Raw genomic sequence first — 26,145 nt, forward strand, 5'->3', positions numbered from 1 at the left:
AGATGAAGTGTTTTCCTTTTCTCTCTATTTACTACTGTATAATAAATTTAATATTCTATTTTCAAAAGAAAGGAGTCACTATGAACTTAAAAAGTAACAATATATATGAGAAAATGAACCAATATTCTGTTTCAGGGTTAAGCTTTGCCATTATACGTGACGGTAAACTTGATGAAGCTACTGCTTTCGGAACACTTGAATCTGGAACAACTAGAACTGTCACTACGGATTCCATATTCAATTCTTGTTCTATTAGCAAATTCATCACTTCAATGCTTGTACTAACGTTATCAGATCAAGGAATCGTACATTTAGATGAAGACGCAAATGATAGACTCACATCTTGGAACATCCCTACCAATCTATTTACTTCACAGAAAAAAGTCACGCTGCGAAACTTATTAAGTCACCAATCTGGAATTATTGATCCTCCCAATAGTTTTGAACATTATAAGCTAGTGCAAGGAATACCTAAAATCCCTAAGCTCCTTGCTGGTAAAACATTATATTGCCCAGTACCTATAGAAGTAACTTATGCACCAGAAAGCCAATTCCACTACTCTGACGCAAATTTTTGTATTATCGAACAACTACTTGAAGATATTACTGGAAAATCGTTCAACCTTTTACTTGAAGAATTTATTTTTCAGCCACTTCAACTGAAGAATAGTACGGTATTCCCTACTGAAGATATAAATAAATTAGATACATTTGCTTGTGGACATAATAAAGATGGCACCGTTACAAATGAGAAGTATCCATTTTATCCATTCGCAGCAGCTTCAGGCATTTGGACAACACCAACTGACTTATCAACTTTAATTATTGAAATCATTCAGTCCTTACAGGGAAATAGCAAACTGGAACTTTCTCAAAAAACAGTACAAGATATGATTTCTCCTCAAGGATGCACCAAATGGACTGGGTTAGGTGTTTTTCTAGAGTATTCTAATGAAGACTTACAAATTCATTCACTTGGCTGGGGTGTTGGATTTCAATGTATGATGGTATGTAATCCATACCGAGGTAATGGCGCTGTTATTATGACGAACTCGGATTTAGGTGTTCATCAAAAGGATGGGATTATTGGTGAGATTTTAAAAATGTTATCCTTATAATTAACGAAGTAAAACAAAGAAAGAAGCTGATTCTCCCAGCTTCTTTCTTTATATAACATTTTTCACCACAATTTTAATATGTTCTGGTGCGATAATTTCAGTTATACTTTCTTGGAAATCTTCATGCAGCAGTTCTTCAATATGCTCTAACTGCACTTCGACATGTGTGCATTCTAAATTATGTATGTTTAATAGTGCATAATGATCTTTCTTCTTAATTACTAAATATTGATTTTCTTCTGTTATGAGTACAGAACCTAATCGTATTCCTAGTAGACGTTGATCATCAAACTTCACAATTTTTTCCCCTTTCCAACTGCGAATGTAATTACTATACAAAAAACCTAATTTAAGGAAAAGAATCTTATATAGACTATATCATAATTTACTAAAATATAAATATCATATTTTCTTTCAATAGAAATCCCCGTTTTTTTATATATTTCGATACAAAAAACTTTCTCAACAAAAAAATTATAATTTTCAGTTTTTTATTTCATGAAAATCTATTATACTAAAGCTAATAAACGTTTGAAATGTTTGACCTCTCCTAATTCATGTACATATGGATGATCAGTAGCTGTTGCTACTGATCTATTTTTTGATTTCAGAAAGCAAATACACCGCATCCTTTCCTACACCACAAATAAGCGCAGAACCCCTTTGAGATTGCCACGGCAGTCCAATATAATACAATCCTCTTACTGGACTCATTCCCTTTGTATGATTAGGAAATCCATTCATACTCACTGCCTTTTCTATTTCAATCCATTTATAATCTTGAACAAAACCAGTTGACCATATAATACTTTGTGCACTATACGTGCCACCATTCTGAAACATAATATTATTTCCTGATGCACTTACCACTTTTCCCTGTAGTTTTATTGCTCCACTACGAATAAGTTCCTTACCTTCAAAACCAAAAATGGGATCCTTTCGCTTCTGAAACCACCTTCCTCTCTTTGTATGTATTTCGGCATACAATAAACCCATTTTTTCTAACCAATTAAAAATGCTTTTTCTAAAAAGATATAACGGTAAAAAGGTTAACGGATGACTTATAGCCATTGTAACTTCATGAGTTTTTGCAAGTTCTACTGCTATTTGCATGCTTGAATTCCCACCACCTACTACAAGTACTTTTCCCTTTGGAATTTGTAATGGTGATTTATATTGTGATGAATGTATTTGAAAAATATGTGATGAAAGATGTTGTGAAAATGAGGGGATGAATGGTTGCTGAAAACCACCTGATGCGATAATAACTTTTTTCGATTGTAAAATTTCTGTAGGAGTGTGTAATTCAAATATTTCTTTCTCTTTTCTTATTTTTAAAACTTGAGTCTGTAATTGTACCGGCAATTGAAAATACCTTGCATATTCTTCTAAATAAATTGCAATTTCATCTTTACATGGAAATCCACTCCCTTCTCCTTTTAATATCATACCTGGTAAACTACTATATTCCCTTGGTGTGAAGAGCTGCAAAGAATCATAGCGGTCTCTCCAAGAATCGCCAATTCGGTTTCCCGCCTCAAGTAATAAGAAACTATATCCTTCCTGCTTCAAGTAGTATCCCATTGTTAATCCAGCTTGACCAGCTCCAACGATAATTATATCTTTCATTCCAATTCCTCCTTCTCACAAACACATGAATACATGTTCATATGTTCATACGTTTCCATAATCATAACATTTTATTTTTTTATAATTCAATATCTATCCAAAATAAAAAAGAGCAGTTCACTATAAAGTAAACTCCCCTTAATATGTATCATCTCGTTACTCATTAATATTTCAATTGTCCCCAAAGGATCTAACGGCCCATACACACTATCACCTAAATTTATTATCATTTCGAATATCTTTTAATACCGCCTTTAAAGCGTGACTATTCCCATTAATATCTGAAATCATCGCTATTTTTCTCTTCATTGTAACCCCTACTTTGATAAATTATTTATAACACCTCAATTTTTAAACCCTTTCCTCATAAAATGTAATTCTATTTGAGAACGGATCAATCACAGTTAATTCAATTGTATCCCAAGGTGTTCTCTCTATATCAGGTTTCGAATACGCATAATCTTTACTTGATAAAACAGCATAATAACTTTTTAAATCCTCTATTTTCACACGAATTGCACCGCCTGGTGAAGCATCCCCATGATGTTCAGATAGATGTATTACAGTATCATTTAACGAAATTTGCATATATAATGGCATATTTTCCTCATACCGATGTTCCCAATCCAGTTTAAACCCTAAAAAATTCAAGTAAAATAACTGAGCCTTTTCAATATCAAAAATTCTAAATATAGGTGTAATCATTTATAATACCCTCCTATTTATAAACATCCGCCGCCAATTCCCGCAAAACATCTACATTCATCACTTCAAAGCAACCATTATTTTTCTTTATAATTTCTTTATCACAAAAAACATTTAATGTACGTAATAAATGCCGATAACTCGTCCCTAACAATTCAGCTATTTCCGTTAAATTCCCACTAAACACAATTCTATTTCCGTGCTGAACCGCCCGTTCCCCTGCTGCTAACATGTAACTCGCAAGTCGATTTTCAAGTGGATACAGTAAATTAATTGTACTATTTTTTGAAAGTCGATTTAATTTATGGGCTAAAGAACCGCAAATACATCTTAAAAATTTCGCATCATGAAATAATTGGTTTCTCACTTTCCCTAAAGGCAGGCCAACACAATATGAGTCTGCCATAACTTGTACGTTTGAGGTGATTCTTTGAGAGTGAATTAACTCTACATCTCCTAGCAACTGCAAACTGTCATAAAAACATAATAATACAGATTTCCCGTTACTTAATGTGTTAAACGCTTTCGCTTTTCCTTCAACAAAGAAATATAAATAATCTATCTCTTCGTTTTCTCTGCAAATGAACTCATTCTTTTTAAAAAATATAAGTTCCATATATGGTTTCATATCACTACTAAAAAATGAATCAATATTATTTTGTTTCATATACTCTGCTAATTTATTAGAATTACATACTTTCTTCATAGTCCCCCACCTTTACAACTCATCCCAATTGTAAACAAAATTTTCTTCTTTCACTATGACATATGTCATAGTAATACACAATTTCAGCATGATACAGTCATTACAAATATGAAATATAAAAAGGGGATATTACATTGTATAACTTTCTTTCTGTCTTTATTGGTGTGCTTATTGCCATTATGCTCCCATTGAATGGGATTTTATCTGAAATAATCGGTAATTATACAGCGAGTGTTGTCATTCATCTTGTCGGTTTAATAGCAGTTATTTTCGTTTTAATCCTTAACAAAAATAAAATCCATTTTGATAAAGGTATTCCACTTTTTTTATATAGCGCTGGGGCAATTGGAGTATTCACTGTTCTTTTTAATAATATAAGTTTCTCTGCTCTTGGTGCCTCTATTACGATTGCATTAAGCTTACTTGGTCAATCCATCGCTTCCATAGTTATTGATCATTTCGGTTTATTAGGAATGAAAGTTTCGAAGTTTGATAAGAAAAAATTAATTGGATTAGTATTCATCTCTTCTGGAATTATAGTCATGACAATTTATTAATGGAGGTAAGAAAATGTTATATATTTGTATCGCTATTTTAGCTGGTGTTTCTATCGTTGTTGCTAGAATTATTAACGCGAATTTAGCAAAGGAAATTGGAAATTGGGAAGGCACATTTTTCAATTATATTACTGGATTATTTTTCTCCATGTTATTTTTAATTTTCAGTTCAGATTCGTTGTATATTTCTAGTCATACGTTACAATCCATACCTATCGCTGTATACTTAGGCGGATTAGTAGGCGTTATCGTCATCTCATTATCAAACTATATTACTCCTAAAATATCAGCATTTTATTTAACATTACTCATCTTTATCGGACAATTGTTTACGGGGACTATCATCGATTTCTTCCTGTCACACGAACTATCAACCGGAAAAATTATCGGTGGAATTCTCGTATTAATAGGGCTCACTTACAATTTACTCGTTGATCGCCCTATAAAAACCGTGAAGCATAACCACGTTCAACTATAATACTTTACGCTTACCTATCATATATTAATAGAAAAGCTCTTCACATGAAGCCATAGAGAGGAGAATACCCTATTAAGAAAATCATTTTATTGATAGGTAGCGCATTGATTGTTTTTGGAACCGTATGGTTTTTAAACTCTGGAAAATCTATTCAAGATCTCTATACAGCAAGTAAACCAAAGAAGAAAGCTACTATTATTTCAACTCAAAGAGACCCAAATGCACCTCCTGTTTTTTTAGGAAAGCAGGAAATAAAAGATATACATGTAGAGTCGCTTAAGACAAAAAAATCTATCTTCCTTACAAAAACAGATGAATTAAAAACATTCATTAACAGTATGGATACAGCAAAAAAAGGCGATTTAACGCTAGATGAAGAAGGTTCTGATTTAGTAGATTGTAACATGTGGATTACTTTCCAAGATGGAACTTATAAACAATATTTAATTTGGATAGTAGATAACAACAGTAGTGAAGTTATGATTGCCCATCAAAACACTCCTGATGACGTAGACCTTACTTATTATCAATTAAATGAAGGTAATTCAAAAAAAGTATATAACTTATTTAAAAAGGTTATTTAATAGAAAAAGTCATGAGCTACTAGGCCCATGACTTTTTCTATTTATATATATTCAGGGAACACTTTACAACTCTTTTCCTGCTCTATATCATGTCCAAAGAAAACAATTGGGTTCTCTTTCCTAACAACTTCTTTTAAACGCTTAATTGAAGATAAAGCTAATTCCGAATCAAATCCAGCGAACGGCACTTCATCTTCAAAATTTTCTTTCCTATACGATGCATCTATCGTTAATAACACTGGGCCAGAGTTCTCTGTCTCAATGAATAGTGACTGATGCCCCGGAGTATGTCCTGGTGTATACAATAATTGAACTCCTGGTACGACTTCATAATCCCCTTCAATGATTTTGTAGTTTAAATTTAGCAAGATACATTCTTTCATATATTCTTCACTATGTTGTGCCGCCTCATATTCAGTACGCTGCACAATAATCGGTGTATTTGTAAAAGCACCATTTCCTCCTGCATGATCAAAATGTAAGTGAGAACTAATAATATACAGAAGGTCTTCTGGCTCATACCCTGCACGCTTTAAAATATTTACGATTCTATCTTCTTCAGTCATTTTCGGTAAAATCTGTCCTTCAACAAATGTACCGTTAAAAAGGCCTTCATTATTAACCGCACTTTCTGGCATACCTGTATCTACTAAAATAGGTCCTTCTTCAGTCTCCAAAAGATAACACCAAACCGGTAAGTCTAATAATTTCCCTGGTGTTAATGTACTGTTAACAGACGAATGATCCAACATACAACGACCTGCTGGGACGAAATAAAGCTTCTTTACTGTCATTATGTATCCACCTTTACAAATAATTTAGGATAAAACAATACTATATTTCGCTTATGAGAAATAAACTCCTTCTCACCTTTCATTATTTCAACTATTATCTTTTCAATTGTTCACAACTTTTCATTCCAAATCCAGTGATACTGGAAAGCCTATGCAGAAATCCAATCCTCCTTTAAGTATATAAGATAAAAGTATCACTTTTTCTTATAATAACACTACAATTCCCTGAAAACAGAATATATTTTATATTTTCAGAGAATTGATCGAGTCGTCGAAACCAAGACGTTAAAACGAATTTTGGACATAAAATAACCGACTACCTACATGTTTTAAAAAAGGAGTCGGCTATTTTGCTTATTTATTATTGATTTGCATGCTCTTTATATGTGATGAGCGAAAATTTTCAAGAGTAATATGCTACTTTAGTTTCCATGCTTTTTCACTGAAATACTTCCGTTATGTGTGTTTAATTTAATTTGATTTTCTCCCTTCCCAATAACGGCATTTCCATTATATTTATTCAGGATATTCGCTTTTCCATTGTCGACAGAGACATTAAATTGAACATTAGTTGGTTCTTTTTCAGTTTCAATATTAATCTTGCCATTGTGAGTCGTAAAATTGAGATTTCGATCAAGTTCATTTGTTTTAAGAGAAAGACTTCCGTTTTTAGATTGCCCTTCTAGTTCACCTTCAACATGATCTAGCATTATTCGTCCATTATTCGATTTCACATGAATATTTTGCGCCGTTATATCTTTAAAGTCCATACTTCCATTATTTGTTTCCGCATTAATTTTTTGCGAATTGATCTCTCTTAATTCAACACGCCCATTGCTTGTATTGATATCAAAATGCGTTGTATTTTGTTGTTTTGCAGAAACGTAACCATTGTTATTGGAAATTTTTAATGAATCATATTGTTTTTCAGGCAGATAGACATTTAATGTTAATGGGACCAATACTTCAGAAATGTTGAAGTTGAACCAACTCTGTTGTTTTTCTTTGTAAGAAATGAGAAGCGTTGAACCTTTTTCATCCGTAGCTAATGTTCTTTTTATGTTAGGATTAACTTCCCCATCTAATGTTACTTTCATGTTACTTTCTGTTGTAGGATTGATGTTAACACGCACGTTATTCGTATCGATAATGACGCTTGACACATCATTATTGTTAATGACCTTTTCTTCTGAAATTGGTACTGTGGCAATTGAACGATAAGTGAATAGACTTCCCACAATCCCAATAATGAAAATAATACCTGCAATGATTGAAAGTTTCTTTTTATTTATCATGCTTAAAACCACCTTTTACTAGTGCTATATTGAACTTTAAATAACGAACAAATCCATTCTTTGCTAACTTCGTTAAAAATAACATAGCAATTACAATGAAATATCCAAGTCCACAAAGTGCTAAAGAAACGAAAAGATTAAATAGCAAGAATGTATTTGGATGTATAATAGTATCAACTAGAACAAGTAATGGTGAACCTAAAAATGAGATTCCTAGAACCCATCCTGAAAAAATCAATGCCGCTAATGTAATTGCAGGTCCAAGCACGATTAACAAATTGAAAAAACCTAATCCAATTACTGCCCAAATTGCCCGAAAAACATTTCCTGTTGTTGCACTTGCTGTTACTTTCTCAATATGATAATCTGCTAATAACTCTTTGGCGATTTGAGCTGGAGAACCTAATGAAGCTACAATTTCTTCTTCACTTTTCCCTTCCTCTAATCCGAAAGTAAAATGTTCTTCATAATCTTTTAAAATATCTGCACGCTCTTTTTCAGATAATCTTTTTAGAGATGCATTTAATTGTTGTAAAAATTTATTTTTCGTCATTACGTACACCTTCTTTTATTAATTGATTGACACCTTGTGAAAACTCATTCCATTCCTCCAAAAGTTGATACAAATACGTTCTACCTTTATCCGTCAGTTTATAATACTTCCTTGAAGGCCCTTCTGAAGACTCCTGTAAATACGTTGTAAAATATTCTTCTTTAGTTAATCTACGAAGTAGAGGATAAACAGACCCTTCTGATATTTCAATTTGATTGGAAATACTCCGAACTAATTCATACCCATAACGGTCTTGCTTATCAAGTAAGACAAGAACACAAAGTTCTAAAACTCCTTTTTTAAATTGTACATTCAATATTCATTCACCCTATTCTAATTGGCATCTACTATTGTTTATTGTTTAGTACTGTTTTATAATAAGTAATTACAAGTATAATATAACACTTGGTATTGTTCATTGCAAGGTACACTGGAAAAATAAGTATACCTTTCATCCGACGCTTATAAAATCAAAACGATGGCTCCTCTCCATTTACAAAGTTCTAAATGAGGCTGAAACAAGCCTTTAACAAAATGGAAAGGACTCAACTTTTTTACATAATGACACTTTACCTACTATAATAAAAGAGAAAAAGACTCTTACTTTAATGGAGGGAATAAAAATGAAAGCAATTGGTTTACATGAATACTTACCTATTGAAGAAGAAAACAGTTTAATTGATATTGAAGTTGAAAGACCGGTTGCCACAGGAAGAGATATACTTGTAAAGATTAACGCTATTTCCGTTAATCCAGTTGATACAAAAGTTCGATCTCCGAAAGATAAAAAAGAAGATATAGCAAAAATACTTGGCTGGGATGCTAGTGGTGTTGTCGTGCAAACTGGCGATGGTTGTACGTTATTTAAAGAAGGCGATGAAGTGTTTTACGCTGGAAGCATTACAAGGCAAGGTACATACAGTGAATACCATTTAGTTGATGAAAGAATTGTTGGTAAAAAACCAAAAACGTTAAGTGATGCTGAATCTGCAGCACTTCCTTTAACAGCCATTACCGCATGGGAAGGTTTGTTTGAACGTTTAGGGATTGATTATAATAAGAAAGATGAAAATTCATTTAAAAACATTTTAATTATCGGCGGAGCTGGTGGCGTTGGCTCGATTGCTATTCAGTTAGCTAAATGGGCTGGACTAAACGTAATCACAACCGCATCCCGCAACGAAACTATACACTGGGTGGAAAAATTCGGTGCCGATTATATAGTTAATCATCACCAACCTTTAAAAGATCAAATATTAGAATTTGGGCTAAAAGATGTAGATTATATCTTCTGCTTAAACAATACTGATCAGCATTGGCATGCGATGGGTGACATCATTAAACCACAAGGGAAAATTTGCTCTATCGTAGAAAATGAGCACCCTCTTGAGATGGGGATTTTAAAAAATAAAAGTGCCACATTCGTTTGGGAGTTTATGTTTACAAAAGCGATGTATGAAACTGGTGATATGAGTACGCAGCACGAACTATTAAATAAAGTAAGCGAGCTATTAGATGAAGGCATTTTAAAGACTACATTAAATGAAACATTCACACCAATTAACGCTGAAAACATAAAGAAAGCACATGCACAACTTGAAAGTGGGCGTACAATTGGAAAGATCGTTGTAGAGAAATTTTAATAATAAAAAGTCCGATTTCTAAACGAGAAATCGGACTTTTTACTATCTTTATTTACTTGAAATCTCTTGATCATTTTGAACGTCTAACGGAGGTCGTTTCCCTATTCCGAAAGCATAGAAACTAATTGTGACGATAGCTAAGAAAACAATACCTACAACTAATGAAATACGCGTATCATCGTTAAACCACATTCCGATTAATACCATAATTAAAAAGGCAATTGTTAAATAGTTTGTAACAGGAGCAAATGGCATTTTGAATGGATGATCTTTCATCTCTGCTCCTTTTTCTTTTCTAAAATTAATTTGACTAATTAAAATAACAAACCATGGCACCATACCAGGAAGTACACTCGCACTATATACATATACGAATAAGTTTTTCGGTGCAATATAACTTAAAACAACACCAACCGCTAAACCGATAATTACACCAACTGTACCGAATAAAGGTACACCGTTATTAGAGATCTTCGTAAAGTATTTCGGTGCTTGTCCATTTACACCTAGTGTATAAAGCATACGTCCAGCACTATAAATACCACTGTTACAACCAGACATTGCGGCTGTAATAACAACGAAGTTAATAAGTCCCGCAGCTGCCGTAATACCAACTTTCGCAAAAGTTGCTACGAACGGACTACCAATTGAACTTAATTGATCCCAAGGATAAACAGTTACAATAACGAAAATAGCACCAATATAGAAAATTAAAATACGCCAAATTGTACTTTGAATTGCTCTAGTAAGTGTCTTCTTCGGATTTTTCGCTTCACCAGCAGTAATCCCAATTAATTCCACACCTTGATACGCTCCAACTACAAGTGATAATGCAAAGAAGAATCCTGAAAAACCACCTGTAAAGAAACCGCCATTTACCCAGAGGTTAGATATGCCGATTGCTTCTCCTCCATTCCCAATTCCGAAGAAAATGAGGCCGAATCCGGCAATAATCATTAATAAAATCGTAACGATTTTAATCATCGCAAACCAAAATTCAAATTCACCAAATGACTTAACCGAAATTAAGTTAGCCGCACCAAGAATAACCATCGCGATAATACCAGGTATCCAAGCCGGTAAATCCGGGAACCAATATTTCATATACGCTCCAACTGCGATAATCTCTGACATCCCAACAATAACCCACTGGAACCAGTTACTCCACGCTGTCATATAACCAGCTAACGGATGAATATATTTGTGACCAAATGTCGCAAATGAACCTGTGCTTGGCTCCATATACAACATTTCTCCCATGGCACGCATAATGAAGAAGATGAAAACACCTGCGATTGCATATGCAAGCATTACTGACGGACCTGTCCATTTAATCGTGCTGGCTGACCCCATAAACAAACCAACACCAATTGTTCCGCCTAAAGCAATCATTTGAATATGACGTGCTTCTAAACCTCGTTTCAATTCTTTGTTTGCCACTTCATTTCCCCCTCTTAGATGATTCATAGCCGCATTTAAAGTAAGATGGTGTACCCTAATTCCTGTTTGGCCCTGAAAATGATGAAACAAACGTCATTTTAGACTAACTTTAAAGCTATCCTAAAATCTCATTTTGCCTCTTATAAAATTTCCAAAACCCCTCATCTTCCTATTTTCTATAAAATTTAAAATTGCTCACTTCATATTAATTCATTTATCTGAAAAGTTCAATTATTTTTTCAGTAAATTATTATATATTAGTTTGATTAATCTTTAACTAAATTAACAATAAAATACATCTATTCAATATGATTCCGGTATAAATATTATTACAATATAAATAACCGAGGAGATCCTATCTACCTCGGTTTCATATATCATATACCTCAATATTTATAGTTGATAACGTACTTTAAAAGAATTTCATTTCCATTTCTACTACCATTTTAAAAATATATTTTCATGCTTTCTAAACGCTCTATTAACATCTCACCTGGAAATATAATATATCAGTAAAATTACATATCATATACATCCTTCGCACGGATTTCCTTATCAAAGCGAACGAATTTACTCTTTACTTCCATTCCAGCTGCTTCATATACGCGAGGTGCACCTGTAATATTCTCGGAGTCTACATTTAATTGCACTTTTGAAATCCCTTCTTCGTAAAGTAGGCCAAATGCATGATGTAATAGCGCTAATGCCAAGCCTTGTTTCCGATTAGAACACCTTACACCTAGGTGAGTAATTTCAGCTTTATTATCAGTACCTTTTTTACTAAAGATAAAACCCACTACTTCATCTTCAACCATTGCTAGTGACCATAATGTAGGATGAAATCCCTCTCTTTCAGTACGCTGCAAAAACTCTTCTAAAGTTGAAGGTTGCGAATTCCAGTGGTCTGCAAAGGCTTCATTAAAAGCTTTATGTAACCTCTCATCATCCAAATCCTGTATGTAATGGCGCACCGTAACACCATTTGGCCATATTGGTGATGAAACATTTCCATGCAATTCAATCCCCATCCCCCACCAAATACGAGTTGGAATAAAACCAGCTTCTCCTAACACTTTTTCCTCATAGAAATTATTTGCTTGTGTTACAATCGTGCAATTCAAACAAGACGAATTACTAACAAGCTCCGTAGCACGCTCTTCAAGTTTTGACCAGATTACATGTTCAATTTCTTGATTCAAATAATCAGGGTTTACAAATACGGCAGATGGAAACTGCCCTTCATTCCCTGTCAAAATTCCATAAGCGATTATTTCATCTTCATTCATAACAACATAAGAACTTTTACTAATATCAATACCTTTCCATGAGTTAGTAATGTCCTCTACCGTTGTATCAATTTCACCGTACATAGCTTGATCATAAATTGTACATAGTTTTAAAATTTGTTGTAAATATTCTTGTGTAGTTACTTTAACATTTAGACCGTTCATATTGTACTTACCTCCTTTTTTGAGTTAGTTAAATTTTATCATTATCCGAACAATCAGTTAACAAATAATACAAAAGAGTCTCATTTTCCAATGAGACTCTTTTCCTATTACATAATTAAACTGCTTTTTCAACTTTCTTACTAAAAATAAACACCCTAGTAAACACTGACATGATAACTACTATAGCCAGAAAATAAAGCGGCATCACCATTAACGAGCCCGTATGAAGCTGACTCATTCCCCAAATTGTCATCGTTACAATTACATAGTAGCCTAAGCTAAACAATGCACCTGCTGTACCAATGACATCTTGAAAATTTACTAATGCTAAGCTAAGACAATTCGGTAACGCTACCCCCATTCCTAATAGCAATATAAACATCGCTACTAAAAATCCAATCATATATATTACGTTTGGATTTGATCCAACAAACGTAATAACAGATAAAATGACTGCTCCCACTGTCATTACAATACAACCTATATATATGATTTTCTCCGGTTTATAAATAGGCAGTAACCGCTTTGAAACTTTCGCTCCAATAATAGAAGCGGAAGCAACAACAATTCCTAGAAATCCGTACATACTAGGCGATAACTGAAAGTATTCAATAAAGATAAACGGCGCTTCTGCATAGTAGCTAAATAAAACACCATTCGCTCCTCCAATTAATAATCCATACGTTACTACTTTCGGATTTGTAATCAACCGTTTTAATACAGAAAATACATTTATTTTACCCGTTATTGCGTCCGTTTTTGTTTCCGGAAGCGAAACAAACGTATATAACAAAATCCCAACACTCATAACAACTAAACTTAAAAATACTATTTTAAATCCAAACATTTGATCAAGAAAGCCCCCAATTAGTGGACCTATCGCTGGTGTAAAAGCAATGACTGCCGAAATTTGAGCAAACATAACATGACGTTTATGCCCCTCTACACTTTCACGAAGAATCGTTTGTGTCACAACTGAACCAGCACTTGCTCCAAATGCTTGAATAAAACGACTAAACAATAAAAATTCAATAGAATTTGCAATATAGCATAAGAAACTTCCAGCGCCATATACTACAATTCCAAATAACATTGCTGGGCGACGACCAATTATATCTGATAACCATCCAATAAAAAATACACCTAAAGCAAATCCAGCAAAATAAACACTAAGCGTTAACAGTACCTCATTATTACTTACGTGCAACGCCTTTGAAATATCCGGTAAAGACGGTGTGTAAATCGTTTCACTAATTTGCGGAAATGCCACAAGAATAATCATTAACCAAAGTGATGGTACTGAGACTTTTTTCATTTTTAATACCCTCCTATAACTTTGAAAATCTCAGAAATGAATAGACTTTCCTTAGCTACGGAACAGGAGGGGCCATTATAGAAATTCGATCATAAAACAACAAAGAAAACACCTCAATTACGCATGTTAATACATATAGGAGGGTAATATTAACATTGATTTTAATATATGCTTTTTCAATTATATTACATATTACATTTCTTTTTCTAGTGTTGAGCCTTGGAGGATTTGTTAGAAGGATAACTTGATACCATCACCTTTTTACGGAATAATTAGGAATGGTTTGAATTAATGGATTTAATTATCAAACGATAGACTAGCATTTTTTAATGTCGCAAAGCTTACAAACAGGAGGACTTTTGTAATGATTGAAATTTTAAGGACCATAGTAAACTTCCTAATTTCTCTATTCTCAGGAGAATTAACAATTGTATATTATGTGTGGATTATTACCCTATTCCTAATTCAAATAATCCAATCTACTCTAAACTATAAACTATTTAACAAGAAAGATAATTTCAGCACTTATATATCAGAAGGATTACTTGCTTTTATTATTTTATTGTTTGGAGGTATGTTAGTATCTAAGTTACTTGCTTACATAATAGACGACTCTACTATTAGTATGACAAATTTAACACATTATTTTATTTCTCTTATTATATTAACTATATTTGTCGTCATAAGCTGTCTTAAAGATTTTATAGAAACATATATCAAAAATAAAAATGTGTCTCTTTTTAGCTTTTTAGTAGTTTCCTTAATAACAAGTATACTTTCATTCAAGTTTTTATCACCTTTAATCGAAGGTTCTTTTTCTCTTTCTAAATCTTTTATAACCACTTTAATCATTCTTGTAACTATATCAATTCCTCTATTAATTTCCTTAGAGGAAAAATATGCAGATAAAAAAGAAACGGAAAATTTATAGCTTCTCATTTACATAAAAGAAAGGGGACGCTCCCCTCTTTCTTTTATATCGTCCTATTTCACAAGATTAAATCATCCCTTTTAATATCAACCCCAAAACTGACATTACTATTGCACTTATAATAATTCGCAAAATCCAAGTTATGTTTGTACTTATTTTTTCCAATTGCTTATTGATTGTTGCTATGTCTTTCTCATTAATAGTGGTACGCGTTTCTAAATTACGAATGTCTCTCATAATTTCTTTTTGCTCCGCCTTGAGACTGTCAATTTTAGCGTAAACATCTTCCATATATTCACACCATCTGTTCATCTCAATAGAAAAAACTATATATATATTATGAGACAACCCTCTTACCTGTGAATACATTCCGTATATCCGCACACCAAATTATTTGTACAATCTAATTGAATTACTTACACGTTTCCATTCTCCTATATATAAGTCTTCGTTTAGATAATATGTGCTATAAAAAGAAATCTCATTATTCCACTTTAATAATGTATTCTAAGTACTCTTTATATGCCGTTTCATAAAGACCTGTAGCATATTTAAAGCCTTTTTTATTTTTTAACAACAAACAAGATGCAATCCAACATGCGGTAGCACCTACGATAATTACTATTATTTAAATCACCATTCTCACATTTAAAACTCAATATAGTCAGTATTCTCTTCTTAAAAATCAGCTTTTTTAGCTACTTAATGTATACTAATATTAATATGAACTAGCTGTATTGATAAACTCTCTAGTACAAGAAATATACTAGCTGAAGCAGATCTATATCCGATATTTTTCCCATGAACATTAATGCTGATTGCCACTAAATGTGTTTGAATAGCATTGTTTTCAAAAATTTCATCCTCAACTTTTACAATATCAGCTTTACTATCCACTTCCTTAAAGGTTTTCAATAATTTTGTTTCTAATAGACTAAAATCAAAATTTTCATCTTTTATTACAGCAAATTTAATCTTCATATCGATTTCCCCATTTTTAACAAACTAAAATCATTTAATCAATATAAATATATATCAATCTATTAAGTAATTCAAAATATACGCTTCTTATACACTATTACTAAATATCATTTCTAAAAGGATTAAGTGCAAAAAAGAAAGAAAGAAAGAAAGAAAGTAAATAAAGAAAATAAAGAAAAAAATTAGTACTCTCACAATTAAGTAAACTCTAATTTTTTCTTCTATCTACTTATTATTTAAGGTTAATAGTGATATAACCAGACTAAAAAATTTGACTTAAATTCATTGATGAATGGAGAGGTTTATATGAAATTAAAAGACAAAGTAGCAATCATAACTGGTGGTGCAAGTGGAATTGGTGAATCCACTGTTCGCCTTTTTATTGAAGAAGGTGCAAAAGTAGTTATTGCTGACTTTTCTGAACGTGGAAAAGGCCTATCAGATGAATTGAATGCACATGGATATAATACATTATTTATTAAAACTGATGTAACAAAAGAAGCAGATATTAAACAGCTAATCCATGAGACAGTAAGTAAATACGGTAAATTAGATATTATGTATGCCAATGCCGGCGTTGCTGATGATGCACCGGCAAACGAACTGTCCTATGAAAAATGGAAAAGAACCATTGATATTAACTTGTCTGGGGTATTCCTTTCTGATAAATATTCGATTGAACAATTTCTTAAACAAGGTACAGGCGGTGTCATCGTTAACGCTGGTTCGATTCATAGTTTTGTTTCATTACCTACCCCAACAGCATACTCCTCTGCAAAAGGTGGTGTGAAACTATTAACTCAAAATTTATGTACTGCCTACGCTAAATATGGAATACGTATTAATGCGGTGTGCCCTGGCTATATTGACACCCCTTTACTTGGTAGTGTTAATCCTCAACAGAAAGAATATTTAGCTTCACTTCATCCACAAGGCAGACTTGGAACACCAAAAGAAATAGCCAAAGCTGTCTTATTTTTAGCAAGTGATGATGCTAGCTTTGTTAATGGTACAACACTTCTTGTTGATGGAGGCTATACTGCACGCTAATTTTAAAATTTGAAGTACGGCTCTAAGAAATATATAGTCTTTAATACAAAAAGCGCCATCACAAGTGACGGCGCTTTTTCTATGTAAGAGCTACTAGAAGGTACCCTTCTAGCCTACTCCCATTTATAAGTCCAAAACTGTTCAAGTTGCAGCCATTTTAATGTTGCTGCGTCTTTGTTTTTTATTTTTGCATGCGTTTCTTCTAGCATCGCTTCCGTTTGTGAACGATGCGCGCCTAGTGCAGCTAATTTATGTTCAAATACTTCACTAATATTATTTACAACATCCGGTTCACCGAGTACTGCTTCGCGATTTCTCGTAATCGCAACCGCATGAATGGCTGGACGTTCTTCTTTAGGCATACGTGATACAGCGCGAACTACAGCGCGACCAAATGCATCATGATCCGGATGTACGCCGTGTTCTGGATAAAATGTAATAATTCGAGATGGATTTACTTCTTGAATAATCGCTTCGATTTTATCGGCAACAAAATCAACATCTTCAAATTCTAACGTTTTATCATGGAAACCGAGCATTCTTAAATCTTGAATCCCCATCGCTTCACATGCATCTTTTAATTCTTTTTCACGTATATTTGGAATCGTTTCACGGTTAGCGAATACGTTTTTCCCCATGTTACGTCCCATTTGTCCAAGAGTACCACATGCGTACGTTACAGGTACTCCTTGATCTGTTAATAAGCGAATTGTTCCTCCCGCAGCAAATGCTTCATCATCTGGATGCGGAAATACAACAAGTACATGTCTCTCCATAAGTTTCCCTCCTTCTTACTTAAATGGCGTTAAGCTTAGCTCAAGCGCTACCGCTAAGCGGCCTTGGTTATCATGCCCTGCTAGTAATAAACGCTCTTTATCGTCTACTTCCCAGTGCGTAATGCCTTCTGCATATACCCAGCCATGATCCATTTTCAAACCAACTCGGTATGGGTTTGTTCCAGTTATTTTCCCACGCTCAAAGCGAATAATTGCATTTCGAATGAATGCTCCTACTGTCATCATCTTTTCATTAAAGTGTGACGCATACGCTCCATTCGTCGTTTCTAAATGAATATATACATCTTTATTTACAAAACGTTCAATTTCATTTTGAATAAGAGAACTATCTTTTACTATTTCCATCGGAATTCACCTCTTTAAACCATTTTACGCAAAAATAATGTAAATTGCTATCTCTATATTAGAGGACAACGCCCACTTTTCCTAATAATTTGCACTGTGTTTTTTATATTTTTTATCCCGCATTAACGGATAGTAAGATTCCCACCCCAAAATCCAGCGAACACACGTCAGCTAGGTGGGAAATCAACTATCCGTAAATGCCCGATTGGTGAGGGCTAATAATCAGTGGGGGATGAACAAAAACCCCCACTGATTAAAGTTTCACTTTATATGATATGTAAAAATCACATTTTTTCCTTCACTTTGTTAAATAGTTTTCTTTCTTTTTTGAATTTGCTACAATATATTTTATCCCGTATTAATACAGCGAGATACATTTCGACAATTGAATACATACTTTAAAGAAGGTGACATGATTGGAACAATCAGCACATGAAGTAGCAAATTGGCAATATTATTTTACAATTGCCGTATTTTTAGTCACGTACGGTTTTATTATTTCTGAGAAATTGAATCGTGCTGTAATCGCACTATTCGGTGCTGCTATTATGATTATTTTTGGAATTGTAGATTTACATACTGCTTTCACATCGCATATTCAATGGGAAACGATTACCCTTTTAATTGGGATGATGATTCTCGTACATATTACGAGTCAATCAGGCGTATTTGAATTTGTAGCCATAAAAGCAGCAAAAGCAGCTGGCGGAAAACCAATCCGCATTTTATTATTACTATCCCTATTAACTGCTGTCGGTTCTGCATTTTTGGACAACGTAACAACCGTATTATTAATCGTACCTGTTACACTATCCATTACACGTATTTTAAAAGTAAATCCTGTTCCTTATTTAATTTCAGAAGTACTATTTTCAAATATAGGCGGAACAGCAACATTAATTGGTGACCCGCCTAACATTATGATTGGATCAGCTAATAAGCATTTAGACTTTAATGCCTTTTTACTAAACTTAGCTCCAATCGTAATCATTATTTCTATCGTTACACTTGGCATTATTTACTTCATGTATCGCAACAAACTAAAAACAACGCCTGAGCAAATCGAAAAGCTAATGGCATTAAATGAAAAAGATTATATTAAAGATCAGAGCCTCCTTTTAAAATCCATTACGATTTTAGGACTAACTATTTTAGGCTTTATACTTCATTCTATTATTCATGTAGACGCTGCCCTTATTGCGATGACAGGTGCTACACTTCTTATGTTAATCGGTGTGAAAGAACATGATATTGAAGATGTATTTGCCCACGTTGAATGGGTAACAATTTTCTTCTTCGCTGGACTATTCGTTCTCGTTGGCGGATTAATTGATATCGGACTTATTTCTTCACTCGCAAAAGAAGTACTCGACGTAACAAATGGCGATATCGGTTTCGCTGCTATACTTATCTTATGGGTATCTGGCATCGCATCTGCGACAATTGATAACATCCCATTTGTCGCAACGATGATTCCACTTATTCAAGATTTAGCTACAGGACTCGGACTAGCTGTCGATTCTCCGCAAATTGAAGTACTATGGTGGGCGTTATCACTTGGAGCTTGCCTAGGAGGCAACGGAACATTAATTGGAGCATCAGCAAACGTAGTCGTTGCTGGTATTGCAAAACGTGAAGGACATGGGTTCTCTTATATGGACTTCTTAAAAATCGGTTTCCCCTTAACGATCATTGCGCTATTGTTATCACATGCTTACATTTATTTACGTTATTTAATGTAGAAGTTGTATTGCATGAAATTATGTCGTCAAATAAAAAAGGTTTGCAGCACTATGCTACAAACCTTTTTTCATCACCAAAATATACCTATAATTGCCAATCCACCTAAAATCATACCACCAATTTGTCCGATGATTGTTGGTGATAGTTGAACACCTTTTCTCACTTCAACAACTGGTCTTTCGTGCCTTAGTTGCTGCACTTCACTTTGAAGTTGATGTACACTTCCGTGTAGTTCTTTAATTAGTTCTTTTAATTCAGCGACCTCTTCATTTACTGGCTTACTTTTTTCTAAGTTCATCTCGCATAACTCCTTATAAATTCAATCCGTTCACTGTAAAATTTCGCCAATTATCGTTATATCTCCTGCATACTACATATATAATATGGAATGTACCTTTATTAACAAGACCCTTTTAAGAATAAATTTAGATATTTTAGAAAGACAACTTTCATTAGTTCTTTATATATATAAAGGACTAATATATTCAACAATTCTATTCTTTATAGTTTCTTTTTCATACAAAAAGCTTCACTAAAATTTAGCAGGTGTACCTTGATGAAAATACATTTGCCATCTTCCTTCTCTAAATTTCCATATCGAACTACGTAAAGAGTGTTGATTATTCATTTCATTGAATATTTGATAAGTAGTTAATGCTACATCTTTGGATAATGGATGTACTTCAAAATCACTCAAAGTCATTTTTACCACACCAATTCCATTTTTATCGATATCCTCATTTTTATATAAAACTTTACCAGAACTCCCAAACTCAAAAAAATCAGCGGCAAGTATCTTTTTAAGCTCCTTTTGAGATGTGCGAACCCCTGGTTTAAGTAATCGTTCCTCTAGCTGATATAAACACTCTCTTAATGAAGATAAACCTTCCATTAGTACACTCCTCCGCTCATCATTACCCAAATATTACAACTTTTCACTCTACACTACACAATTATTCTGTATGTTTTTGCTAGTTCTGCAGCTCTATCCATTCATCACGCAATATCCCCATAATCATACGATCAAAACACTTTCCATCTCTTTGAACTGCTTCCCTCATACATCCTTCCATCTGAAATCCCATCTTTTTATACAGTACAATGGCTGCTTTATTATAAGAAATAACATCGAGACCGACGCGGTGTAGATTCATTTCATAGAACGCATACTTTAAAATAAGATGCACTGCTTCTCTCCCAAACCCTTTTCCTCTATCATTTGCCTCTCCTATACCAATTGCTAATAGACCTGTTCTGTTATTCCACTCTATGCCGTGAATTGCAACAAAACCAATTAAGCGATCATCTTGAACTGTTCTTAACATGAAAGAAACACTATTCGATCTCCGTCCCTTTAATAGCCCATCACTCGCTATTTCATGTAACGATTGCGGGAATGCCAAGTCTGTATCTACATTTCTTAAGTACTCACTATCCTCTTGCCACATAGCCATTACTTCAGCATCCGCTTCTCTAATAGCTGATAATTTAATAGTTTTATTTTGAAAAAGATTCATCGTCATCTAAAACTCCCCCTTTTTTAAATAGCGGGGACAATAATTCTAGCCTATTTATCCCGCATTAACGGGCAGTAAGACTCCCACCTCAAAATTCAGCTGGAGCGAAGAAGTTAGGTGGGAGTCGGGCTGCCCGTAAACGCCCGATTGGTGAAGGCTAATAATCAGTGGGGGATGAACAAAACCCCCACTGATTAAAGTTTCACTTTATCCCCTTGTTCCATAAACTGTTTTTTTAACGGGATACTTACAATAAGTGCTGACATTGGCACATCTCCCTTGCATTGAATTAACTTCATTGTATAATTTTTCATTTATTCTAACAATAACAACAATAAAAAGACCCTCCAAATTTAGAGGGCCTTTCCTAATAGCAAAACTGTATTATTTCGTAAACATTTTCTCTGCTTCATCCATTGCCATTTTGTTACCTAAAGCAGAATAGTCAAGCCATGGTTGATCATTAATAATGTATACGTGCTTACCCTTAACAGCTTTTAAGTCTTTCCAAATTGGTGTTTCTTGCAGTTGTTTAAATGCTGCTTTTGCTTTATCGTCTCTGTTTACGACAACGAAAATAGCATCCGCATCAAAGTCAGGTAATACTTCTTGTGAAATTACTTCGAAAGGACGGTTTCCATCAATTTTCTCTACACCATTTGCAGGTTGTAATCCTAAGTCTTGGAATAGAATTGGTCCCATCGGTCTTTTCGTACTAAATACACGTAATTCTTTTGCGGTAACGCGAATTGCCATTACTTTTTCGTTATTACCTAACTCTTTATCTATTAAACTTTTTACTCGTTTTGATTGTTCTTCATAGTCTTGAATATATTTATCTGCTTCTTTCTCACGGTTTACAAGTTTACCTACTTCTTTTAAATGATCTCTCCACGTACCTTCATCTAAATTAAAAGTATGTGTTTTTGCAATTTTTTCGTATTTCGCTAAATCTTTGCCAGCATATTTTTCATCCACATAAATTTCAGATGGCTTTAATTGTAGTAATGCTTCCATATTCGGATCTGTTACAACGCCCAGTTTCTTCGTATCTTTCAACTGTTCTTTCACGTGAGGTAAGAAATCTTTTAAATCTCCACCAATTACAGAACCTACCGGTGTAATTCCTAATGCAAGTAAGTTATTCGTTAAATGAATAGACATAGAAGCAATTTTTGGATCATTACTTTTTTCAGTTTTTTTAGTTGCCTCTTCACTAGATTTCGTTTGACCACATGCTGATAATACTAAAATAAACATAATGCTAAATAAAATAGTAAGTTTCTTTTTCATATGTTCTCCTCTTTGAAGTATTTATTTTGTTTTTGTAAGTAAATAAAGAAAATATGGCGCACCTAAAGCCGCTACTACTACGCCAGCTGGAATAGAGTTTGGCTCAAATAAAGATCGCCCTATCCTATCCGCGAGTACTAAAATAATCATTCCAATTATGCCAGCTAACGGAAGGAAATGTTGATATGTACTACCTACTAACTTTCTTGCGATATGCGGAGAAACTAAGCCGATAAAGCCAATTCCCCCTGCCATTGATACACTTGCACAAGACAATCCTACCGCTGTAGCTAAAAGCAGTAACCGTTCTTTTTGAACAGATACACCAAGTCCTGCTGCTACACTATCACCTAGTGACAGTGCATTTAACGTTTTGGATTTCAGCCATGCGTACGGAGTTAGTATCAAAATCCAAGGTAATAATGCTAGGACATGAATCCAATCTCTTCCCCACACGTTACCAACTAACCACCTAGAAGCGAATGTATACGTCTCATCATTTAACTTGAGCGAGAAAAATAACGAAAGTGCACTAAAACCAGCTGAAACTGCAATACCAACAAGAATAAGTCTAATGGGAAGTAAACCTTTTGACCGATCACTCGCAAGCAAAACAATAAGAAATGCAGCTAACACTCCTCCGCCAAATGTAAATAACGGTATTAAAATCGATGCACTCTCGTTAATAGAATGAAAGAGAGTAACGAATATAATAATCCCGAAAGATGCACCTGAATGCAATCCAAGAATCCCGGGATCTGCGAGTGCATTACGAGATAATCCTTGCAAAATCGCACCGGAAACCCCAAGGCCAATACCTGCTAACATTGTGATTATAATTCTTGGCATACGATAATCGTATAGCACGGTTGCACTCTCAAAATCACCATAGCCAAAAAGCGTTTGAATTACTTTGAGCGGTGCGATGCTCAGCGTTCCCGTATTTAAGCTAATCAAAATTACAGCGATACTTATACATCCGAAAATTGTAGTTACAGTAATAGCTCTCTTTTTATCCGTGCTAAAAAGATCCTTCACTTATAACTCCCTCCCAACTTTACGTGCTATATAAAGGAAGAACGGAACTCCAACAAGAGCTACCATAATTCCTATCGCAAGTTCTTTAGGAGGATTTACTGTTCTTGCTCCTAAATCAGCTAAAACTAATAAAATAGCTCCTAATAATGCTGACATAGGAATAATAAGTTGATAATTAACACCTACTAATTTTCTAGCAATGTGCGGGATGACCAATCCTACAAATCCAATGGAACCAACAGCTGAAACAGAAACACCTGCTAGAATCACTACCGTAATCATCCCGAGTATTCTCGTTCGGTTCGTTTTTACACCTAAATTTGTAGCGACATCATCCCCCATGGATATGAGTGAAATAGATCGCCCTAGCGCTGTCGCAAAAACAATTGTTATGAGAATAATAGGCACTAAAAATTTCAAGTGTTCCCACTTAACCCCCGCAACACCACCAGCATACCAAAACGCTAAATCTTGGCTTAAGTCATAATAAATCGCGACACCTGAACTTAACGAATGTAAAAGCGCGGCCATAACTGCCCCTGCAATCGTTAACCTCATCGGCGTTAGCCCGCCTGATGTTGCTGATCCAATAATAAAAATGAGTACTGTACTTAAAACTGCTCCAATAAAGGAGACAATCATTAAATAGGAATACGGCATATGCGGGAAAAAAGCAAAGCTAAGTGCTACTACAAACATCGCACCTGTATTTATTCCAAGTACACCTGCATCAGCTAAAGGATTTCGTGTTACCCCTTGCATAACAGCTCCAGCGACTGCAAAAGCAGCTCCTACAACTGCTGCGCCAATTACCCTTGGGAGCCTTAATTCATAAATAATTTGATGCTGTGTTAATTTCGGATTATAATCAAAAACCGCTGCCCACACAGTTTGCAAATGGATATCCTTTGCACCAAATGCAACGGCTAAAAATATAGCTCCAATTAAACATATAATTGTTAAGCTCATGAAACATATGAACTTAATATGTATCCAGCGATTATTGCCAGCATGTACAGTAGACTTATGTAACATGTTTCATTTCATCCTTTATATTCAGTTCTTTTTTATAATTATTTTGTATTTATAATCATTATTGATAATAATTATCATTTTCAATTAGATATTATATCCCCACTTTTTTTAAATAGCAAACTTTTTTTTACTTTGTTAAACTATCAAAATACTTATTACAACTCCCTTCTAAAACTTCCAAATACATGCAAAATGACGTACTGTTTTATTTTCAAATTTGTAGTATACTAAGTTATTATTTTGATTTTTCAAATAATAATCCTGAAGGTGAAAACATGTTTTATGTAAAACAACTACTCTATTTTACTTATGAACAAGCATTATCCTGTTTGTTCCCTGTCATTATTTTTTTAACACTTGCTCTTTCAAAAATCATTTCGATTCCAGGGCTGTACCGATATGATTTCATACTCATCGTATGTCTTCTTATGCAGTGGATTATGTACAAAACAGGTCTTGAAACAAAAGATGAACTAAAAGTAATTACTGTCTTCCACCTCATCGGCCTTTTACTAGAAATATATAAAGTACATTTCGGTTCATGGAGTTATCCTGAAGAGGCGTATTCAAAAGTTTTCGGAGTTCCGCTTTACAGCGGTTTTATGTATGCGAGTGTCGCAAGTTACATATGCCAAGCGTGGAGAAGATTGCATTTACAAATGCATCATTGGCCGAAAGCTATTTTTGCAATACCTCTAGGAGCAATGATTTACTTTAATTTTTTTACACATCATTTTCTATATGACTTTAGATGGGTATTAACTTTAATTTTATTCATTGTTTTCTTTCGCACATTTGTGGAATTTTCATTACGAGGCGTTACATATAAAATGCCGCTCGTACTCTCATTTTTCCTTATCGGATTCTTTATTTGGATTGCAGAAAACATCGCTACCTTCTTCGGAGCATGGCAATATCCAAATCAACGGGAAACATGGAGCCTCGTTCACTTAAGCAAAATTAGCTCATGGTTTTTACTCGTTGTTATTAGCATTATGATTGTTACACAACTCAAACATTTGAAGCAGTCGAAAAGATAATGCTGATTATGTAAAAACAGTTAGCCCATCACTCATTAGAGAGTGATGGGCCTTTTTTAAACCATCCTCATCAAAGGCATTATAGGTTCATCATAATTTACGAGAGC

General features: G+C 34.0%; 30 protein-coding genes and 1 pseudogene. 9 read left to right on the plus strand and 22 right to left on the minus strand.

The features are described from left to right. The first annotated feature begins 80 nt into the window (after positions 1 to 80). Positions 81 to 1,118, plus strand: coding sequence for a serine hydrolase domain-containing protein (locus JFU23_RS05155; RefSeq protein ID WP_149190780.1), 1,038 nt, complete (start codon positions 81 to 83; stop codon positions 1,116 to 1,118). A 48-nt stretch (positions 1,119 to 1,166) separates the two neighbouring features. On the opposite strand, the gene JFU23_RS05160 is transcribed toward JFU23_RS05155, so the two are convergent. The 5 genes and pseudogenes from JFU23_RS05160 to yeiL form a co-directional block, all read right to left on the minus strand. Then, a complete protein-coding gene (locus JFU23_RS05160) occupies positions 1,167 to 1,415 on the minus strand; it encodes a hypothetical protein (RefSeq protein WP_002087603.1) in 249 nt (82 codons plus the stop codon). A 297-nt stretch (positions 1,416 to 1,712) separates the two neighbouring features. Continuing rightward, a complete protein-coding gene (locus JFU23_RS05165) occupies positions 1,713 to 2,747 on the minus strand; it encodes a flavin-containing monooxygenase (RefSeq protein WP_201031518.1) in 1,035 nt (344 codons plus the stop codon). A gap of 131 nt (positions 2,748 to 2,878) precedes the next feature. Continuing rightward, positions 2,879 to 3,056 (minus strand): annotated as a pseudogene (locus JFU23_RS31035) (metallophosphoesterase family protein); the annotation flags it as partial. Positions 3,057 to 3,098: 42 nt separating this feature from the next. After that, positions 3,099 to 3,452, minus strand: a complete 354-nt coding sequence (locus tag JFU23_RS05170; RefSeq protein WP_149190782.1) for a glyoxalase superfamily protein — start codon at positions 3,450 to 3,452, stop codon at positions 3,099 to 3,101. Between the two features lie 13 nt (positions 3,453 to 3,465). Further along, on the minus strand, positions 3,466 to 4,158 hold the full coding sequence (gene yeiL / locus JFU23_RS05175) for a transcriptional regulator YeiL (protein WP_113709583.1): 693 nt from the start codon (positions 4,156 to 4,158) through the stop codon (positions 3,466 to 3,468). A 134-nt stretch (positions 4,159 to 4,292) separates the two neighbouring features. Between yeiL and JFU23_RS05180 the strand changes: the two genes are divergently transcribed. The 3 genes from JFU23_RS05180 (at position 4,293) to JFU23_RS05190 (ending at position 5,777) form a co-directional block, all read left to right on the plus strand. Beyond that, positions 4,293 to 4,715, plus strand: coding sequence for a DMT family transporter (locus tag JFU23_RS05180; RefSeq protein ID WP_002066391.1), 423 nt, complete (start codon positions 4,293 to 4,295; stop codon positions 4,713 to 4,715). Between the two features lie 13 nt (positions 4,716 to 4,728). Further along, on the plus strand, positions 4,729 to 5,193 hold the full coding sequence (locus JFU23_RS05185; RefSeq protein WP_002014128.1) for a DMT family transporter: 465 nt from the start codon (positions 4,729 to 4,731) through the stop codon (positions 5,191 to 5,193). A 104-nt stretch (positions 5,194 to 5,297) separates the two neighbouring features. Then, the gene (locus tag JFU23_RS05190; RefSeq protein ID WP_002128384.1) at positions 5,298 to 5,777 is read left to right on the plus strand and encodes a hypothetical protein; all 480 of its coding nucleotides are present in this window, start codon (positions 5,298 to 5,300) and stop codon (positions 5,775 to 5,777) included. A gap of 41 nt (positions 5,778 to 5,818) precedes the next feature. Here the strand turns inward: JFU23_RS05190 and aiiA are convergent, their stop codons facing one another. The 4 genes from aiiA to JFU23_RS05210 form a co-directional block, all read right to left on the minus strand. Beyond that, positions 5,819 to 6,571 (minus strand): quorum-quenching N-acyl homoserine lactonase AiiA, encoded by a 753-nt coding sequence (gene aiiA, locus JFU23_RS05195; protein ID WP_201031519.1) that lies wholly within the window; start codon positions 6,569 to 6,571, stop codon positions 5,819 to 5,821. Between the two features lie 422 nt (positions 6,572 to 6,993). Further along, positions 6,994 to 7,866, minus strand: a complete 873-nt coding sequence (locus JFU23_RS05200; RefSeq protein ID WP_201031520.1) for a DUF4097 family beta strand repeat-containing protein — start codon at positions 7,864 to 7,866, stop codon at positions 6,994 to 6,996. Next, on the minus strand, positions 7,856 to 8,419 hold the full coding sequence (locus JFU23_RS05205; RefSeq protein ID WP_002137566.1) for an HAAS signaling domain-containing protein: 564 nt from the start codon (positions 8,417 to 8,419) through the stop codon (positions 7,856 to 7,858). Before JFU23_RS05205 ends, JFU23_RS05200 begins: the two co-directional genes overlap by 11 nt. Next, positions 8,406 to 8,735, minus strand: a complete 330-nt coding sequence (locus JFU23_RS05210; RefSeq protein WP_002137567.1) for a PadR family transcriptional regulator — start codon at positions 8,733 to 8,735, stop codon at positions 8,406 to 8,408. The genes JFU23_RS05205 and JFU23_RS05210 overlap by 14 nt, the downstream gene beginning before the upstream one ends. A gap of 307 nt (positions 8,736 to 9,042) precedes the next feature. On the opposite strand from JFU23_RS05210, the gene JFU23_RS05215 reads away from it, so the two are divergent. Continuing rightward, positions 9,043 to 10,062: a zinc-binding alcohol dehydrogenase family protein gene (locus JFU23_RS05215; RefSeq protein ID WP_201031521.1), complete on the plus strand. Its 1,020-nt coding sequence runs from the start codon at positions 9,043 to 9,045 to the stop codon at positions 10,060 to 10,062. Positions 10,063 to 10,110: 48 nt separating this feature from the next. Here the strand turns inward: JFU23_RS05215 and JFU23_RS05220 are convergent, their stop codons facing one another. The 3 genes from JFU23_RS05220 to JFU23_RS05230 form a co-directional block, all read right to left on the minus strand. Beyond that, entirely contained in the window at positions 10,111 to 11,502 is a 1,392-nt protein-coding gene (locus tag JFU23_RS05220) for an amino acid permease (RefSeq protein ID WP_063218582.1), read from the minus strand. Positions 11,503 to 12,020: 518 nt separating this feature from the next. Continuing rightward, entirely contained in the window at positions 12,021 to 12,953 is a 933-nt protein-coding gene (locus JFU23_RS05225) for a GNAT family N-acetyltransferase (RefSeq protein ID WP_201031522.1), read from the minus strand. A 115-nt stretch (positions 12,954 to 13,068) separates the two neighbouring features. Further along, the gene (locus JFU23_RS05230; protein WP_201031523.1) at positions 13,069 to 14,268 is read right to left on the minus strand and encodes a multidrug effflux MFS transporter; all 1,200 of its coding nucleotides are present in this window, start codon (positions 14,266 to 14,268) and stop codon (positions 13,069 to 13,071) included. A gap of 364 nt (positions 14,269 to 14,632) precedes the next feature. Here JFU23_RS05230 and JFU23_RS05235 point away from each other — a divergent pair, with 364 nt between their 5' ends. Continuing rightward, positions 14,633 to 15,199, plus strand: coding sequence for a DUF5823 family protein (locus tag JFU23_RS05235; RefSeq protein ID WP_201031524.1), 567 nt, complete (start codon positions 14,633 to 14,635; stop codon positions 15,197 to 15,199). Between the two features lie 66 nt (positions 15,200 to 15,265). On the opposite strand, the gene JFU23_RS05240 is transcribed toward JFU23_RS05235, so the two are convergent. Together JFU23_RS05240 and JFU23_RS05245 are read right to left on the minus strand one after the other, a co-directional pair. Then, positions 15,266 to 15,490 (minus strand): hemolysin XhlA family protein, encoded by a 225-nt coding sequence (locus tag JFU23_RS05240; protein WP_002066432.1) that lies wholly within the window; start codon positions 15,488 to 15,490, stop codon positions 15,266 to 15,268. Between the two features lie 411 nt (positions 15,491 to 15,901). Further along, positions 15,902 to 16,180: a hypothetical protein gene (locus JFU23_RS05245; protein WP_063218586.1), complete on the minus strand. Its 279-nt coding sequence runs from the start codon at positions 16,178 to 16,180 to the stop codon at positions 15,902 to 15,904. 306 nt (positions 16,181 to 16,486) lie between these two features. Between JFU23_RS05245 and JFU23_RS05250 the strand changes: the two genes are divergently transcribed. After that, positions 16,487 to 17,230, plus strand: coding sequence for an SDR family NAD(P)-dependent oxidoreductase (locus tag JFU23_RS05250; RefSeq protein WP_002087632.1), 744 nt, complete (start codon positions 16,487 to 16,489; stop codon positions 17,228 to 17,230). 113 nt (positions 17,231 to 17,343) lie between these two features. Here JFU23_RS05250 and bshB2 read toward each other — a convergent pair whose 3' ends face one another. Together bshB2 and JFU23_RS05260 are read right to left on the minus strand one after the other, a co-directional pair. Beyond that, the gene (bshB2, locus tag JFU23_RS05255) at positions 17,344 to 18,006 is read right to left on the minus strand and encodes a bacillithiol biosynthesis deacetylase BshB2 (protein WP_000439465.1); all 663 of its coding nucleotides are present in this window, start codon (positions 18,004 to 18,006) and stop codon (positions 17,344 to 17,346) included. A 15-nt stretch (positions 18,007 to 18,021) separates the two neighbouring features. After that, positions 18,022 to 18,372 carry a YojF family protein gene (locus JFU23_RS05260; RefSeq protein ID WP_000407039.1) on the minus strand — a complete coding sequence of 117 codons (351 nt, stop codon included), beginning with the start codon at positions 18,370 to 18,372 and terminating at the stop codon, positions 18,022 to 18,024. A 416-nt stretch (positions 18,373 to 18,788) separates the two neighbouring features. On the opposite strand from JFU23_RS05260, the gene JFU23_RS05265 reads away from it, so the two are divergent. Continuing rightward, positions 18,789 to 20,114, plus strand: a complete 1,326-nt coding sequence (locus JFU23_RS05265; RefSeq protein WP_201031525.1) for an ArsB/NhaD family transporter — start codon at positions 18,789 to 18,791, stop codon at positions 20,112 to 20,114. A 71-nt stretch (positions 20,115 to 20,185) separates the two neighbouring features. Here JFU23_RS05265 and JFU23_RS05270 read toward each other — a convergent pair whose 3' ends face one another. The 6 genes from JFU23_RS05270 to JFU23_RS05295 form a co-directional block, all read right to left on the minus strand. Beyond that, on the minus strand, positions 20,186 to 20,413 hold the full coding sequence (locus JFU23_RS05270) for a coiled-coil domain-containing protein (RefSeq protein ID WP_002033458.1): 228 nt from the start codon (positions 20,411 to 20,413) through the stop codon (positions 20,186 to 20,188). A 234-nt stretch (positions 20,414 to 20,647) separates the two neighbouring features. Next, complete coding sequence (locus JFU23_RS05275; protein WP_002128400.1) at positions 20,648 to 21,007, minus strand: nuclear transport factor 2 family protein; 360 nt, start codon at positions 21,005 to 21,007, stop codon at positions 20,648 to 20,650. 79 nt (positions 21,008 to 21,086) lie between these two features. Beyond that, on the minus strand, positions 21,087 to 21,638 hold the full coding sequence (locus JFU23_RS05280) for a GNAT family N-acetyltransferase (RefSeq protein ID WP_002128401.1): 552 nt from the start codon (positions 21,636 to 21,638) through the stop codon (positions 21,087 to 21,089). Positions 21,639 to 22,016: 378 nt separating this feature from the next. Continuing rightward, complete coding sequence (locus JFU23_RS05285) at positions 22,017 to 22,925, minus strand: iron-hydroxamate ABC transporter substrate-binding protein (protein WP_002014213.1); 909 nt, start codon at positions 22,923 to 22,925, stop codon at positions 22,017 to 22,019. A 21-nt stretch (positions 22,926 to 22,946) separates the two neighbouring features. Beyond that, the gene (locus JFU23_RS05290; RefSeq protein ID WP_201031526.1) at positions 22,947 to 23,963 is read right to left on the minus strand and encodes a FecCD family ABC transporter permease; all 1,017 of its coding nucleotides are present in this window, start codon (positions 23,961 to 23,963) and stop codon (positions 22,947 to 22,949) included. After that, positions 23,964 to 24,998: a FecCD family ABC transporter permease gene (locus JFU23_RS05295; RefSeq protein ID WP_201031527.1), complete on the minus strand. Its 1,035-nt coding sequence runs from the start codon at positions 24,996 to 24,998 to the stop codon at positions 23,964 to 23,966. Between the two features lie 275 nt (positions 24,999 to 25,273). Between JFU23_RS05295 and JFU23_RS05300 the strand changes: the two genes are divergently transcribed. Further along, positions 25,274 to 26,038, plus strand: a complete 765-nt coding sequence (locus tag JFU23_RS05300; protein ID WP_063225733.1) for a DUF817 domain-containing protein — start codon at positions 25,274 to 25,276, stop codon at positions 26,036 to 26,038. The last annotated feature ends 107 nt before the right edge of the window (positions 26,039 to 26,145 follow it).

This window comes from Bacillus sp. TH50 (assembly GCF_016650565.1).
Taxonomy (GTDB): Bacteria; Bacillota; Bacilli; order Bacillales; family Bacillaceae_G; genus Bacillus_A; species Bacillus_A mycoides.

Excerpts from the sequence above, each read along its gene's own strand:
- JFU23_RS05200 (WP_201031520.1), bottom strand. The coding sequence starts at position 7,866 with ATGATAAATAAAAAGAAACTTTCAATCATTGCAGGTATTATTTTCATT.
- JFU23_RS05250 (WP_002087632.1), top strand. The coding sequence starts at position 16,487 with ATGAAATTAAAAGACAAAGTAGCAATCATAACTGGTGGTGCAAGTGGA.
- JFU23_RS05215 (WP_201031521.1), top strand. The coding sequence starts at position 9,043 with ATGAAAGCAATTGGTTTACATGAATACTTACCTATTGAAGAAGAAAAC.
- JFU23_RS05230 (WP_201031523.1), bottom strand. The coding sequence starts at position 14,268 with ATGAAAAAAGTCTCAGTACCATCACTTTGGTTAATGATTATTCTTGTG.
- JFU23_RS05240 (WP_002066432.1), bottom strand. The coding sequence starts at position 15,490 with ATGGAAGATGTTTACGCTAAAATTGACAGTCTCAAGGCGGAGCAAAAA.
- JFU23_RS05225 (WP_201031522.1), bottom strand. The coding sequence starts at position 12,953 with ATGAACGGTCTAAATGTTAAAGTAACTACACAAGAATATTTACAACAA.
- JFU23_RS05235 (WP_201031524.1), top strand. The coding sequence starts at position 14,633 with ATGATTGAAATTTTAAGGACCATAGTAAACTTCCTAATTTCTCTATTC.
- JFU23_RS05165 (WP_201031518.1), bottom strand. The coding sequence starts at position 2,747 with ATGAAAGATATAATTATCGTTGGAGCTGGTCAAGCTGGATTAACAATG.
- JFU23_RS05280 (WP_002128401.1), bottom strand. The coding sequence starts at position 21,638 with ATGACGATGAATCTTTTTCAAAATAAAACTATTAAATTATCAGCTATT.
- JFU23_RS05185 (WP_002014128.1), top strand. The coding sequence starts at position 4,729 with ATGTTATATATTTGTATCGCTATTTTAGCTGGTGTTTCTATCGTTGTT.
- JFU23_RS05155 (WP_149190780.1), top strand. The coding sequence starts at position 81 with ATGAACTTAAAAAGTAACAATATATATGAGAAAATGAACCAATATTCT.
- JFU23_RS05275 (WP_002128400.1), bottom strand. The coding sequence starts at position 21,007 with ATGGAAGGTTTATCTTCATTAAGAGAGTGTTTATATCAGCTAGAGGAA.
- JFU23_RS05205 (WP_002137566.1), bottom strand. The coding sequence starts at position 8,419 with ATGACGAAAAATAAATTTTTACAACAATTAAATGCATCTCTAAAAAGA.
- JFU23_RS05270 (WP_002033458.1), bottom strand. The coding sequence starts at position 20,413 with ATGAACTTAGAAAAAAGTAAGCCAGTAAATGAAGAGGTCGCTGAATTA.
- bshB2 (WP_000439465.1), bottom strand. The coding sequence starts at position 18,006 with ATGGAGAGACATGTACTTGTTGTATTTCCGCATCCAGATGATGAAGCA.
- yeiL (WP_113709583.1), bottom strand. The coding sequence starts at position 4,158 with ATGAAGAAAGTATGTAATTCTAATAAATTAGCAGAGTATATGAAACAA.
- JFU23_RS05300 (WP_063225733.1), top strand. The coding sequence starts at position 25,274 with ATGTTTTATGTAAAACAACTACTCTATTTTACTTATGAACAAGCATTA.
- JFU23_RS05285 (WP_002014213.1), bottom strand. The coding sequence starts at position 22,925 with ATGAAAAAGAAACTTACTATTTTATTTAGCATTATGTTTATTTTAGTA.
- aiiA (WP_201031519.1), bottom strand. The coding sequence starts at position 6,571 with ATGACAGTAAAGAAGCTTTATTTCGTCCCAGCAGGTCGTTGTATGTTG.
- JFU23_RS05245 (WP_063218586.1), bottom strand. The coding sequence starts at position 16,180 with ATGAAGATTAAATTTGCTGTAATAAAAGATGAAAATTTTGATTTTAGT.
- JFU23_RS05170 (WP_149190782.1), bottom strand. The coding sequence starts at position 3,452 with ATGATTACACCTATATTTAGAATTTTTGATATTGAAAAGGCTCAGTTA.
- JFU23_RS05295 (WP_201031527.1), bottom strand. The coding sequence starts at position 24,998 with ATGTTACATAAGTCTACTGTACATGCTGGCAATAATCGCTGGATACAT.
- JFU23_RS05260 (WP_000407039.1), bottom strand. The coding sequence starts at position 18,372 with ATGGAAATAGTAAAAGATAGTTCTCTTATTCAAAATGAAATTGAACGT.